The organism is Pseudomonadota bacterium (assembly GCA_039193195.1).
GTDB lineage: Bacteria > Pseudomonadota > Gammaproteobacteria > Steroidobacterales > JBCBZW01 > JBCBZW01.
The window spans coordinates 74,969-89,448 of sequence record JBCCWS010000016.1; the positions used below are offsets into that span (position 1 = coordinate 74,969).

9 protein-coding genes are annotated in these 14,480 nt (G+C 64.0%); 5 read left to right on the forward strand and 4 right to left on the reverse strand.

Annotated features, from left to right (window positions below; all coding sequences use genetic code 11):
• The first annotated feature begins 208 nt into the window (after positions 1–208).
• From AAGA68_14295 to AAGA68_14310, 4 genes are all read left to right on the forward strand, one after another.
• A complete protein-coding gene (locus tag AAGA68_14295; GenBank protein MEM9386228.1) occupies positions 209–1,135 on the forward strand; it encodes an ABC transporter ATP-binding protein in 927 nt (308 codons plus the stop codon).
• A complete protein-coding gene (locus AAGA68_14300) occupies positions 1,132–1,893 on the forward strand; it encodes an ABC transporter permease (GenBank protein MEM9386229.1) in 762 nt (253 codons plus the stop codon). The genes AAGA68_14295 and AAGA68_14300 overlap by 4 nt, the downstream gene beginning before the upstream one ends.
• A 105-nt stretch (positions 1,894–1,998) precedes the next feature.
• Positions 1,999–4,353 (forward strand): Ig-like domain-containing protein, encoded by a 2,355-nt coding sequence (locus AAGA68_14305; GenBank protein MEM9386230.1) that lies wholly within the window; start codon positions 1,999–2,001, stop codon positions 4,351–4,353.
• Positions 4,354–4,635: 282 nt separating this feature from the next.
• Entirely contained in the window at positions 4,636–6,546 is a 1,911-nt protein-coding gene (locus AAGA68_14310; GenBank protein MEM9386231.1) for an Ig-like domain-containing protein, read from the forward strand.
• A 30-nt stretch (positions 6,547–6,576) separates the two neighbouring features.
• Here the strand turns inward: AAGA68_14310 and AAGA68_14315 are convergent, their stop codons facing one another.
• The 4 genes from AAGA68_14315 to AAGA68_14330 are packed head-to-tail and all read right to left on the reverse strand — an operon-like array spanning position 6,577 to position 12,459.
• Complete coding sequence (locus tag AAGA68_14315; GenBank protein MEM9386232.1) at positions 6,577–8,013, reverse strand: M20/M25/M40 family metallo-hydrolase; 1,437 nt, start codon at positions 8,011–8,013, stop codon at positions 6,577–6,579.
• 22 nt (positions 8,014–8,035) lie between these two features.
• Entirely contained in the window at positions 8,036–9,205 is a 1,170-nt protein-coding gene (locus tag AAGA68_14320; GenBank protein ID MEM9386233.1) for a lipocalin-like domain-containing protein, read from the reverse strand.
• A 12-nt stretch (positions 9,206–9,217) separates the two neighbouring features.
• Entirely contained in the window at positions 9,218–11,767 is a 2,550-nt protein-coding gene (locus AAGA68_14325) for an FtsX-like permease family protein (GenBank protein ID MEM9386234.1), read from the reverse strand.
• Positions 11,764–12,459: an ABC transporter ATP-binding protein gene (locus tag AAGA68_14330; protein ID MEM9386235.1), complete on the reverse strand. Its 696-nt coding sequence runs from the start codon at positions 12,457–12,459 to the stop codon at positions 11,764–11,766. The genes AAGA68_14325 and AAGA68_14330 overlap by 4 nt, the downstream gene beginning before the upstream one ends.
• 60 nt (positions 12,460–12,519) lie before the next feature.
• Between AAGA68_14330 and AAGA68_14335 the strand changes: the two genes are divergently transcribed.
• The gene (locus AAGA68_14335; protein ID MEM9386236.1) at positions 12,520–14,478 is read left to right on the forward strand and encodes a DUF3604 domain-containing protein; all 1,959 of its coding nucleotides are present in this window, start codon (positions 12,520–12,522) and stop codon (positions 14,476–14,478) included.
• Positions 14,479–14,480: the final 2 nt, after the last annotated feature.

Here is a 14,480-nt window from a genome sequence, read left to right on the forward strand (position 1 = left end):
GCCCTGGGGTAAGGGGGCAACGCCCGCCGGGACGGCTCCTCGTGGCTCGCCGAAGCGGGCGGAGCTCTTATTGCTATAGTCGCAGCGAACGCCACCACGCTGACTGGGGACCGGGGCCTTTTTTAGCCCGGTGGCGCTCTACATGTCCTAGCGTCGGCGCCGAGCGAATTCCCTCACCGCTTCGCCATCGCGTGTACCATGCGCCGCCATGGACAACGTGATTACGATCCGAGGCCTCGACAAGCGGTACGCTTCCGGCTTCGTCGCTTTGAAATCGATCGACTTGGACATCCGCCGCGGCGAAATCCTCGCCCTTCTGGGCCCAAACGGCGCCGGTAAGACCACGCTGATCAGCGTCATCTGCGGCATCGTCCAGCCGACCGCCGGCGAAGTACGTGTGGACGGCGCGGACATCACCCGCAACTTTCGCGCCGCCCGCGCCGCCATCGGCTTGGTGCCCCAGGAGCTAGCCACGGATACCTTCGAGACCGTGTGGGCCACCGTGAGCTTCAGTCGGGGGCTGTTTGGCAAGGCGCCGGATCCTGCCTATCTCGAACAAGTGCTCAAGACCCTCTCGCTCTGGGACAAGAAGGACGCCCGCATCCTCACCCTATCGGGCGGCATGAAGCGGCGCGTGTTGATCGCCAAGGCGCTCTCCCACGAACCGACCATCCTGTTTCTGGATGAGCCCACGGCGGGTGTCGATGTCGCCCTACGCAAAGACATGTGGGCTGCCGTGCGCGGCCTGCGCGACCGCGGCGTCACCATCATCCTCACGACCCACTACATCGAGGAGGCGGAAGACCTAGCAGATCGTATCGGCGTGATCAACCACGGCGAGCTTCTGCTGGTGCAGGAAAAGGATGAGCTAATGCGTCGCCTAGGCCGAAAGGAGCTAGTGCTAGAGCTAGTCACGCCGCTAGAGGTGTTACCCGAGAGCCTACGGGGCATGGGCGTGACGCTCGCTGACGGCGGCGAACAGCTGGTTTACACCTACGATGCGCGGGGCGAACGCACGGGAATCACCTCGCTCCTCAACGCCTTGCGGGAGGCTGACCTGCAGTTCCAGGACTTACACACATCCCAGTCCTCCCTCGAGGACATCTTCGTCAGCCTGGTCGAGGACAACGCATGAACCTTCGCGCGGTGAGCGCAATCTATCGCTTCGAGATGGCGCGCACCTTACGCACGCTCATGCAGAGCGTGTTCTCCCCGGTGTTGTCAACGTCGCTGTACTTCATCGTGTTCGGCGGCGCGATCGGCTCACGTATCCAGCAGATCGACGGCGTGCCCTACGGCGCATTCATCGTGCCTGGTCTCGTGATGCTCTCGCTGCTCACTCAGAGCATCTCCAACGCGTCCTTCGGCATTTACTTTCCTCGCTTTTCGGGCACCATTTACGAGATTCTTTCCGCACCGATCTCCGCCATGGAGATCATCTTTGGCTACGTTGGCGCGGCGGCGACCAAATCGATCGTGATCGGCGCAATCATCCTGGTCACTGCCTCCTTCTTCGTGCCCATCGAAGTACGCCACCCAGGATGGATGCTGACGTTCCTCCTGCTCACGGCAATCACCTTCAGCATGTTCGGTTTTCTCATTGGCCTTTGGGCTGAGAGTTTCGAGCAACTGCAGATCGTCCCTCTGCTGGTCATAACGCCCCTCACCTTCCTCGGTGGCAGCTTCTACTCCATAGATATGTTGCCTCCGCTGTGGCAAAAGGTGACCTTGTTCAATCCAGTGGTGTACCTGGTCTCGGGCTTTCGCTGGAGTTTCTATGAGAACGCTGACGTCGGATTGACTATGAGCGTCGCAATGACTCTGCTGTTCCTGGGCCTTTGCACGGGCGCGGTGTGGTGGATTTTCCGAACAGGGTACCGCCTGCGAGCGTGAACTCGGTTCACCTTACGAAGTCGATCGGCGCGACTTCGCGCACGGCATGCCCCATGGTCGGGCGCATACACTCTTCCGAGCCTTCCGCTCGGAGCTCTCCATCACGTGAACCGGTTCACGCTTATCACGGCCCTTGCCAACGCCGTCGCTTGCCTGCGCCTTTGGCTGACCTCCCTAATCATCGTTGTCGCAGGAGCTGCCTGCGTTCCCGCCGAACAAGGGTCTGACATAGGCGGAGGCGATGTCCCGGTCGAGGAAGGGCCGGCGGACGATCCTGTGGACAACCCGGTGGAGGATCCCGTCGATGACCCTATGGACGACCCCGTCGACGATCCGATGGATAACCCCGTCGATGACCCCGCCGACGCTCCGATGGACAACCCTGTCGACGATCCAATAGACGACCCGAACCCGAACCCGAACCCGAACCCGGGGCCAGGGCCAGGCGATGACCCAGGCGATGACCCAGGCGATGACCCAGGCGATGACCCAGGCGACGACCCAGGCGACGACCCAGGCGACGACCCAGGCGACGACCCAGGCGACGACCCAGGCGATGACCCAGGCGATGACCCAGGCGATGACCCAGGCGATGACCCAGGCGATGACCCAGGCGATGACCCAGGCGATGACCCAGGCGATGACCCAGGCGACGACCCAGGCGACGACCCAGGCGATGAACCCGAGGGTGATCCACAGCCACCGGCTAACGTCGGTCCCAGTGTCACCGTGACGTCACCTGGCGAGGGCGATGAGGTGATGACACCAGGGGAGCTGTCGATCACTGCCACGGCGACCGACGAGGACGGCGAGGTTGTGTCCGTCGAGTTCTTTTTGAACGGAGAATCGCTCGGCATCTCAACCACCGCGCCGTTCAGCGTCACCGTCGAGGACCCGGCAGCGGGGGAGAGCATCGTCAACGCCACGGCGACCGACGATGATGATGTGAGCACGACGAGCGCCGACGTGAGCTTCAACATCGTGCAGAACATCGCCCCCGTAATCTCTCTGAAGACTCCGGAGGCGGCTCAGCTCTACGCCACCCCGGGGGTGATACCGCTACGGGCGGAAGCCAGCGACATGGAGGGCGAGGTCGTGCGGGTGGACTACTTCGCCAACGGAAGTCTGGTGGCTACGTCGGACGTCGGGCCCGAGTTCGACGCCGAGTGGATCGATGCGCCTGCCGGTGCTGTCCAAGTCACCGCGATGGCGATCGACGACCAGGGCGTGAGCGGCGAATCGCTGATGTCTGAAGTGCCCATCTTCTCCCAAGGCACCTTCGCCATCGACGAGGTGCAGATGGGCGATCCAGACACCTGCTACGGCAACCCCGAGTTCAGCGACGACGGCCGCTTTATGACCTGGTTTGAAGAGCTCGAAGGGGAGCGCAACGAAGACCTCTTTGAGATCGCGCAGATGTGGCATTGCGAGGTCGATCCAGAGACAGGCGACTTCATCCCCCCTGACTGCCGCGGCTACGCCAGTTTCCGCACCACCTTCGCGGGCCGTTCCTACATGGGCCGCGACGCCCAGGGAGTGATCTACGTGGGCGCCGACGAGGACTACAACCTCACCCTCGTGCGCGCCACAGGCCCTAGCACCGGCGAGACGATCACCTTTCCAAGCCTCCAGGATCCCCAGCGACGGGGCATCTACCCGAGCGTCCTGCCCGACTCCGACAAGGTGTACGTGTACTGGCTTCGCAGTATCGGCGACCTCGCCCCGGCCAATGCGACCACGGTCGAATTGCGCTACGTCGACCTCGACGATCCCGCTAACGAGATCGTTATCGCCTCCCAGGACGTGCCACAGCCCGGTGAGGGAGAACGGGTACTCCTCGCGCCCATGGACGTGACCTTCCCAAGGTGGTCATGGCGAGAACCGGTGATCACCTATGGCGCTAGGGACGCCGATGGCGACATCCAGGTATTCACCTTCGATGTGTCCGATCCAGACGCGGTGCCGGTGCAGATCACCGACGATGGGCTGCTCAAGGTCGGCCAGTTTCCGGTGGTCTACAACGGCGAGCGCTACATGGCGGCCGGTCTGTTCCCGAATACCCGCAACGTGCTCTACCGCGAACCACAGAGCGGCACGATCTGGGATCAGGTGGAGTTCTATCAGCCTCCGGCGGAGCAGACTTTCAGCGATGCCTGTCAGGCTGCGTCGAACGAACCGTTCGTGTTCGGGGGTAGGCTCTACACAACGTTCCAAGTGGCCAGCTGCTTCGACACGGAAAACGTCTTCTTCAGCAACACCAGCGAGATCTGGTTCACAGAGCTGCTGGACGGTGCCGATGTGCACTACAAACTGTCCCAGGGCGGGTCGGACATCAAGAACGAACCGGAACCCCTGGTAGGCACCTCGGACGCCTGGGTGTACTACACCCGATATCCCCTCGGTCAGGACCAGAATACCGCTTGCTTCAGCATCTTCCGCGCGCAAACGCCGGTTAACTGATCCGTGCCCAGCGGCAGATCTTGCGCCTCGAGCGAGCTGCCGCCATGCTCCGACCGACGAGTGCTTCGCGGTTGTGCACCTCAACGTGTCCACCGATGGGGCCCGAACTGCGTTGTACCCGCAAGTGCTCGAGAAAGGGGCCCGCGCGCGCAGTCGCTCAACCCGACGATGCTCGAGCACGAGCGCCCGGCTAGCGCTTGTCGCTATTTCCCGGCGGTCCGTGCGCGCTGTGCAAAGCCCCGTACAATACGTGGTTTTTCCAAGACTGGAGCTGGCCAGGACGTGAGCCCATTTAACATCATCACCGCTCGAGCCAGGGATATGGACATGCGTTGCGTCTGGCTGATCGCCCTCGTGGCCAGCGCGCTGAGCGCGTGCGGCGGTAGCGGCGGTGTGACCGGAGGCGATATCCGGGAAGACGACGATGATCCGCCGCCAGTCAATGCGGCGCCGAGCGTCACCCTCACCTCACCTGATGCGGGCGATGAGGTAACGACTCCCGGCAACCTCACGATTTCCGCGAACGCCGCAGACAGCGATGGCGAGGTTGTGTCGGTAGAGTTCTTTCTTAACGGCGTATCCGTTGGCGTATCCACCATGGCGCCCTTCAGCGTCACCCTCGTGGATCCTGCGGCCGGCGCCAGCGTAGTCAGCGCCACCGCACGAGACGATGACGGCGCTACCGGCACCAGCGCTGACCTGGCCTTCGACATCGTGCAAGGCGTTCCTGCGGTGGTCGCTCTGAAAACGCCTGAGGCCGATCAGCTCTACGCCACGCCTGGCGTTATCCCCCTGAGCGCTGAGCTTGCCGATCCGCAAACCGATGTTGTGCGCGTCGACTACTTCGCTGACGGCACCTTAATCGCGAGCTCCGACGAGGGACCGGACTTCGAGGCAAACTGGGTCGACGCGCCTTCGGGAGACTCGGATGTGACCGCGGTCGCCGTCACAGACCAGGGCATCACGTCTGAATCAGCAGTCTCCGATGTGCCGATCTTCTCCCAGGGCACCTTCGCCGTAGATGAAGTGCAGATGGGCGATCCAGACACCTGCTACGGCAACCCCGAGTTCAGCGATGACGGACGCTTCATGACCTGGTTCGAGGCGCTGGAAGGCCAGCGCAATGAGGATCTATTTGAGATTGCCCAGATGTGGCACTGCGAAGTCGATCCCGACACCGGTGACTTCATTCCCCCTGACTGCCGCGGCTACCCCGGTTTCCGTACCACCCTCGCCGGTCGTGCCTACATGGGCCGCGATGCGCAAGGGGTGATCTACGTGGGCGCCGACGAGGACTATAACCTCACCCTGGTGCGCGCCACCGGCGCCACCACCGGGGAGACCATCACCTACGCGAGCATCCAAGATCCCCAACGACGCGGCATCTACCCGAGCGTCCTGCCCGACTCCGACAAGGTGTACGTCTACTGGCTGCGCAGCATCGGTGACCTGGCCCCCGCCAACGCCACCACGGTGGAACTACGCTACGTGGACCTGGACGACCCGGCGAACGAAATCATCATCGACACGCAGGACGTGCCTCAAGCCGGTGGCGGCGAGCGCGTTTTGCTCGCGCCCATGGACGTGACCTTCCCGCGCTGGTCCTGGCGCCAGCCGCTGATCACCTACGGTGCCAACGATGACGACAGCAACATCCAGGTCTTCACCTTCGACGTGACCAACCCGAGCGCAGCGCCAGTGCAAATCACCGACGATACGCTGCTGAAGGTCGGTCAGTTCCCGGTGGTCTACAACGGCGAACGGTACCTGGCGGCCGGACTTTTCCCGAACACGCGCAATGTGCTCTACCGCGAACCGCAGAGCGGCACTATCTGGGAGCAGGTCGAGTTCTATCAGCCGCCAGCCGACCAGACCTTCGGCGACGCCTGCCAGGCAGCGTCCAACGAACCCTTCGTGTTCGGTGGAAGGCTCTACACTACGTACCAGGTGGCCAGCTGCTTCGACACGACGAACGTCTTCTTCAGCAACACCAGCGAGATCTGGTTTACGGAGCTTCTGGACGGCGCGGACGTGGAGTTTAAGCTGTCGCAGGGTGGATCGGACATCAAGAACGAGCCAGAACCCTTGGTAGGCACCTCCGACGCTTGGGTCTACTACACCCGCTACCCCTTGGGTCAAGATCAAAACACGGCGTGCTTCAGCGTCTTCCGAGCTGAGACCCCACTGAACTAATCTATTAGCTTGCGATGCCGCCGGTCGCGTTCAGTCGCGGCCGGCGCTGAAGTCCACATCCAACTCTGCTGCCAAATAGGCGAATACCACCCAAGCGGCGACATTCTGAGCCAGCTCGTCGGGATCGATCTTATCCACCGTGTCGTCCGGCGTGTGGTGGAAGTCGAAGTAATCCTCGCCGTTCTGTTCTAGCCGCATCATCGGCACGCCGGCGCGCTGCAACGGAATCATGTCCGGACCACCGTTGCCCTCGTTGTTGCCGGGGATCACCCCTAGGCGCGACAGCTCGCGACCCATCGCAGTCACGGCCGGCAGGGCATCGGGACCGACATCCGATCGCAACCGCCAGACCCTGCGCGCGCCGAAATCAGATTCGGAGCCCAGCACGTGGTCTAGCAAGGTGCCGTCCAGCTGACGCGCCGATGCGTAGGCTCGCGCCCCGAGCAAGCCGACCTCCTCCGCACCGAACATGACCACGCGAATCGTGCGCCTCGGCGCCTGCGGCAACTCACCTATCAGGCGCGCTGCCGCCACAGTGATCGCAACGCCTGCACCGTCATCCAGCGCACCGGTGCCGAGGTCCCAACTGTCCAGGTGGCCACCGATGATGACGATCTCATCCGGCTTCTCACGTCCTACGATCTCGCCGATGACATTCCCCGAGACGCCCTCACCTCGCCAGCCGGCGGGGGTCCTAATGCGCACCATGATGTCAGCGCCTTGGTCGGAGATGCGCTCGAGCTGATCTGCGTCCGGCGCGGATATGGCGAGCACGGGAATCTTAGGCTTGCGGCCCTCAGGGAGTCCGACGAGCCCGGTGTGAGGGAAGCGATGGCTGTCCGTACCCACCGAGCGCACCAGCACGGCAGCGGCCCCCATGTCCTCAGCAGCGTGCCAAGCACTGCGGCGCTTTCGATTGGCCCAACCGTAGCCCTCACCCGTGCGCGAGGCGGTCATCCGATCGTTGATGTACACCGCGCGCCCCTTGACCGCCGCTGGATCCGTGCCCACAAAGTCATCGTAGCTAGCGAAATAGGTGATCGTCGCTTCCAGGCCCTCTTTAGGTGTAGCACCGCCGCCGCCGAGGGAGGTGGCAAACAGCGGTTGCGGGTACGGACTCACGATGCTGAGTTCTTCGTGCACGGAATCGCCGCGGGTCCAAACGTCGAGGGGGAACTCCTCCACCCGCACATTGGCGAAGCCGAGGGCGCGAAGCGTCTCTGCCCCCCACTCTCGGGCGCGCGCCTCCGCCTCCGTACCTGCCAAGCGGGGGCCCACCTGCGTGGTCAAGGAGGTCACTACCTCGAGGGCGAGCTCGCTCTCTAGCGCCTTGTCCGCGAGCGCGCGCACGGTGCTGAGAACCTGCTCAGGGATCTCGTAGGTGGTGTCCTCTTGCGTCTGCGCACTCGTCAGCGGCGCGGCCGAGGTCAAGACGAGCGCCCAGGTGATCATCGTAGTCCTTCGCATCGCTACCTCGTTCCCTGGCGTGTTAGTAGCCGGCGAGTTCCAAGTATCCGCGGCCGCTGACCGCCCTCTCACCCTGCTGCCCGGCAACGGTGACGGCGCCTTCCCAGTAGCGCGTGGCGAGACGCAGCTCTTGATCCTCGAGCGCAGCCTTCACCTCTAGCACTAACGCCTGGTCGGGTAGGCGCAGAATCCAGCTTACCGGGTAGCGCACGCCGCTGGCGGGAGAACGCCAGCGGGCCACCGGTTCCAGTTGCACCTCGTCCGCGTCGAGCCGCTGCACCTGCCACTGCCCATCCCCATCGAGGGCAGCGATGGCGCCAGCGCTCCAGCGCGTTGACTCACCATGCTCTCCGCGCAGCCGATAGAACATGAGATCTCGCCCGTCGTCGAGCTGCAGGGAAAACCAGTCCCAGCCGGCGACGCCCGGGGCGAGGAAGCTGGTGCCCCATTCGCGGTCGAACCAACTGGTGCCAGCCACCTCGTAGCGCTCGCCTGCCGTGCGCAGCGCGCCGGTCGAGCGTAAGCGCGTGAGCGAATAGTACGCTGACGCGTTCGACGGGTCGTCTCCCTTGCGGCTGTAGCCCCCCGCGCCCTGGCGCAGGACTGGTCGTTCGGCGACCAGGGAAAGATCGATACCGATCGCGCGATCCTGGAACCGCAGCCGAACGCTGAAGGGTGCACCGCCGGCGCTGGGGTCATCCGCGATCGACCAGTCTTCCACCCACACCTTTAGGGGCTCAGACTCGGCACCTGCCAAGCCCAAAGCGCCGCGCGCGAACCGATCCGCCGCCGTGAATCGCCCAGCCTCGATGTCGGATACGGCTAGATGTGCCATGTACAGTTGCCCCGTGCGCCAGGCCGACGCTGACTCTCCTTTGGCCGTATCGCCGCCAGTGCCGAGCGCGAAGCGGAAGATGGTGGCCTGGTAGCCGAAGCGACGCCCCTGCGCAGTGCGCAGGTTGCCCGTGAAGTACCACCACTCCTGGCGGTAGTTCGGGTGCGCGCCATGGTCCCGGGGGAACTGAAGATCGGGCGCCTCCGTGACCTTCAGAAACGCCCCATCGCCAACCTGGGCGCCGAGCGCGCGATCGAGGGCGAAGCCACGGTCGGCATCAGCACCAGGACTGCTCGGGGCACACCCCGCCAGCAATAGGCAGAGGCCAAGGCCTAGGGAGGTAAGGACCACTCTCACTGCATCAACTCCCTATGCGCGCCCAGGCGTGAGGTCGCTCGCCTGCAAGCGCTGGCGAAGACGCCAGGCTGGCCACACCGCCGCGAGCACGGATGCCAGCACGGCGAGTACCAAGGTGCCAAGCATGGGGGTAACGGCGAAATGGGGCGTCATCGTCCAGCCGAAGGAACGTACGTTCACCACGTAGATCAGCATTAGCCCTATCAACAAGCCGGCGGGAATCGCGCACAGCCCCGCAAAGGCGCCTAGCGCACCGCTCTCCGTTAGCAGCAGACGAGCGATTTCATTGGGTGTGACGCCGAGAGCCCTCATGACAGCGAACTGTGCATATCGGTCCAACAGCAGCGCGAGCAGTGCGTTGACCGTGCCCGCGAAGGCGACAAGAGCAGCCAGCACGCGCAGTACTTCGGTGATCGTGAAGGTGCGGGCGAACACCTCGAGAGAAATGGCGATGAGCGATTCGCGCGAACGCAAGAGCACCGTTCGGCTTCGCTGCTGATCCTCGACCCAGGCGGTCAAGGCGGCCTCACTCACGGCCCGATCAGCTCCAGGGTCGAGGTAGATACCGATACCCTCCACCGTCTCGCGGGTGGGAAAGTGTGCCGCGAAAGTGGCTTCGCTCATAGCGATGGTGCCGTGTTCCGATCCGTAGTCGCGATACACGGCGCCGACCTCGAACGCGCGCTCGCCGGAACCCGTGCGCAAGGTGATCCTATCCCCCACTTTGAGCCGACGCTTGTAGGCTAGCGTCTGCGTGACCATCACTACGGGCGCGGAGACGAAGCGAGGCCAGAAGCGCTCCGCCTCTCCCTCGATGAGGATGAAGCCTCGGCGGGCGCGATCGTTCAAGGCGTAGGCAACGATGCGATCGTGCCCCGTCGCGGTCTCGACAGAGTTCCAGCGCACGGTACTCACCTCGGCGACACCGGGCAGCTCGCCAAGCGACGCCACATCCTGTTGGGTGATCACCCGCGGCTGCTCGCCTGCAACGTAGTAGTCAGCGGCGAGTACGCTGTCCAGCCAGCTTACGACGGCGCGCTCGAAGCTCGCGATCATGAGGGTGATGCCAAGACTCGTACCCAACGCTACGATTAGGGCAGCGAGGGCGGGCGCCGAGCGATGCAGGTGCGCACCAACATTGCGCACCGCCAAACGCTGCAGGCTGAGATCGGCAGCCCTGGATGAGGGTCGCGAGAAAAGGCGTTGGGCGAGCAGCGGCGCCTGCGCCGTGAACCCGAGGAGCAGCAGAAAGAGCCCGACGAAGGCGGCCGTGACCTGACCCGGGGTGGCGAGCACCAGCATCAATCCAAGGGCGATAGCGGCTAGTCCGCTCATCGCGAGGCGCGCCCAAAGCCCCTGCGCCTCACGTGGCATCGCGTCGTGATTGCGCAGGTGCTCGACGGTCGCCCCGCGCACAGCCTCGCGCGCAGGTAGCACGGCCGCTAGCACGCTCACGCCCACGCCCAGAGCGCTCAGACGCGCGAGTTGGCCCCAGCCCATGGACGGCAGGGACGCGCTGACCGTGGTGTATAGGTCGGCGGACGTTCTTCCCATCAACCCCATCATGAGCTGGGCGAGCGCACTCCCGGCGAGCAGCCCGAGCAGGGTGCCGATCACACCGAGCGCACACGCCTCCAGCAGCACGGCGACGAAGATCTCTCGCGAGGTCACCCCCATCGTCCGCAGGATCGCTAGCTCGCGTCGGCGTCTCACCACCAGGAAGGTCTCGGTATTGAAGATCAACATCGCGCCAACGAGCAGCGTGAGCAGCGACAGGGCGGTCAAATTCAGATGGAAAGACTGTGAGAGGTCCAACAAGTTGGCGGCACGCTGCTCGCGCGTTAGCAACTCCGTTCCCGGAGGCAACAGGCCCCCATCGCTCAGCGCTTGCAGCTGTGCAGCATCTGGTGAGAGATCGACTCGGGTGAGTTGCCCCTGCCGCCCGAGCACCTCCTGGGCGGTCGCGATATCGGCAAGCAACAGACCGTCCCAGGCGGCAGCCTCGCGCGCCGGAACCTCAAGCACAGCTGCCACCGTGGGCGCGTGGGGCCCATCACCCATGAGTGGCAAGCGCTCACCCGCAGCCACGCCGAGACGCTCGGCGGACGGCTTACTCAAGACGACGCTGCGCGCGCCCGGGAGCAACGGTGCACCCTCGAGGGCACCGCTGCCGAACTCGCTCATCCACGGGGGAGTAGGCCCATCACCTGCGAGGGAAGCGGTCAGGTCGACACCCACTAACCGTGCGCGCTGGCCGTCCCTCGCAAGGGTGACAGCTCCTTCCACCACGGGCATGGCCCGGCGCACGCCAAGCTCCACGCGCAGCACTCGGTACAGGGCCTCGTCCACGCCGCCGACGCCGCCAACGACGTGATGGGAGAATGGCCCGGCGAGGAGATCGACGGAGGCCTCCAGATTGCGCCTAGAGGCATCGATCGCTCGATCGACAGCGGTCACCACTGCCACGCCCAGCGCGACCCCCAGCACCGCGAGCACACCAAACACAGGTTGGCGCAAGCCCGACCGGGCGAAGCTGCGCAGCTGTAGGGCGAGCGCGCTCAAGCGGGCACATCGTCCACGATCTGCTGATCCTGTAGGTGGCAGACGCGATCAGCCCGCCCCATCACTTCAGCGCTGTGGGTGGCCATCACCAGCGCCACGCCGCGCTCGCCCACCAGCTCTTGCAGGAAGTCCAGCACCTGCCGGGCCGTTTCCAAGTCGAGGTTCCCTGTAGGCTCATCGGCGATGACCAACGCTGGCTGGTGAATGAGTGCGCGTCCCACGGCAACGCGCTGTTGCTCACCACCGGAGAGTTCCGACGGATAGCGCGGCCCCTTGCTATGCAACCCAAGGCGATCGAGCATCGACGCCACCCGCTCTGCTCGTTCGTCGACCGCAGCGTCGTTCAGGGCGAGGGGTAGCATCAGGTTCTCCGCCACGGTTAAGGTGGGAATCAGGTTGAACGACTGGAACACGAATCCCAGCTGCGCTCGGCGCAATCTGGCGCGCTGCTGCTCGTTGCCCTGCCAGAGGGCATGCCCGGCTAGCTCCACCTCACCGCGATCTGGCGGCTCGAGTCCGCCGAGTACATTGAGGAAGGTGGTTTTGCCCGAGCCGCTGCGCCCTAGGAGCACCACGAACTCGCCCGCGCTGGCGGTGAACTTCACGTCACGAAGAACGGCTACAGGAGACGCTGAACTCACGCCGTAGGTCTTGTACAGTTCCTTACAGCGAACGGTGATGCCTGTGGCCAAGGAGGCCCTCCCGTGATCGCGAATACACGAATAATGAAAAATACAATCAGTGAGTTACGGATGGATCCTAGCAGAGACGGTGAGCCACCCAGAAGGGCCTTCATGGTCCTGATGGCGCTATTTGCCGGGACCGACGGCAACGCCCAGGACGATGACCCCTGCATCCTCGATGCTCCCGGCCGAGAAGCCTTCTTCGGCGACGTGCACGTGCACACGCGCCTCTCCTTCGACTCCTACATCTTCGACAACGCGCTCGGACCCGATGATGCCTACCGCGCCGCCCGCGGCGAGATCGTGTTCCTGTCGCCGGCAGTTCCCGATGAGCCGCCGCGCGAATTCCAGCTGCAAGGTCCACCGTTAGACTTTGCTGCGGTCACCGATCACTCGGACCTACTCGGCGAGACCAATCTGTGCACAGCCCCGGGCAGCGAGCAGGACACCTTTATCTCAGACGCAATCGGCCAGGACTTCATCGACCTTGGTCTGATCGAACAGGGCACGCGTCTGATCGAGAACTGCGCGGCCTTCCGCGCCACGCGTGAGCGCATGGACAGCATCTTCCTGGCAGCCCTGTGCACGTCAGAACCCACTGACAGGCAGCTTTGCAGCGTGACCAACGCCTACCTGAGCTCTGCTTGGCGCGAAACCGTGGAGGCAGCCGACGACGCCTACGCGCCGTGTATCTTCACGACCTTCGCCGGCTATGAGTACACGGGCAACAACGCGGAGAGCGGGCGCATCGCGCGCAACCACCGCAATGCGATCTTTCGCGACACGGCGCCGCTGATTTCCGAGGCCGGCGAGATCAACCTGCTGCCCGTCTCGCGAGACGATGTCTTCCTGGCCTCGCGATTTCGCGAGATTCTGCGCGAGGAGTGCATCGGGATCGAAGGCGATCCGGAGCATCCCGGTCTGCCCGACTGCGACGTCCTAGCCATCCCGCACACCACCAACGCCAGCCTCGGCACGGCCTTCCAACTCGCCGATGACGAGAGCGAGTCGGCGCGGATCGCGATGGAACCACTGATCGAAGTGGTTCAGCATAAGCAGAGCAGCGAGTGCTCGCCGGACAGTCACCCACAGGATCCTGGCTGTGACTTCGAGCCTTACGTGCCAGCGCCCGACGAGTGGGCCATCGCTGCTACCCAAGGAATGATCAGAAGCGGCCTGAGCAGAGGCATGCGCGATGCCTTTCTGGCCGGTGGCGAGAACCCCTTTACCTACGGCTTTATCGCCGGCACGGACACGCACAACAGCACCCCGGGCGCGGTAGCGGAGAACAACTTTTTAGGCCACGTGGGCCTGCTGGACTCGACCCGCACCAAGCGTTTGTCCTCCAGTAACGTCACCTTTAATCCCGGTGGACTCGCGGGCGTGTGGGCGCAGAGCAACACTCGCGAAGACATCTTCGACGCCTTGCGCCAGCGCGAGACCTTCGCCACGAGCGGCCCGCGCATCTCCTTGCGCACGGCCGCTAATTGGCGTTCCGGCCCGCCCCTGGAAGAGAACCCCAGGAGCCTGTGCCGCCAACTGCAACGCGATGAGCTCGCTAACGTCACTCCGATGGGAAGCCACCTGCCGGCCTTGCCCGAACCGACGGCCCGCCCCCAGTTGCTCATCGTGGCGGGTGCAGATCCCAACAGCGCCAACCTCGCTGACGTGCACATTGTCCGCGCGCGACTCAATAGCGCCGGTAACATCGAAGAGAACACGATCGTCCTGCCCTCTCCTGCCGATGGGGTGCGGCAGATCTGTCGCGCCTGGATGGACCAGGAGTTCGACCCTCAGCGTCCGGCCTACTACTACGTGCGCGTCCTACAGGAGCCGACGGCGCGCTACTCAAAGCGCCAGTGCAACGTGGTCGCCGATCAGTGGAACTGCGAAAACCCGGAAGACCTCGAAGGCCCGTACGCGGCATGCTGCGACGATGACTACTTCCGCGACATTCAGGAACGTGCCTGGGCTTCACCGATCTACTTCGACCCGAGCGTGACCGCAGCCGTGTCGCACTTGCCCTAAGT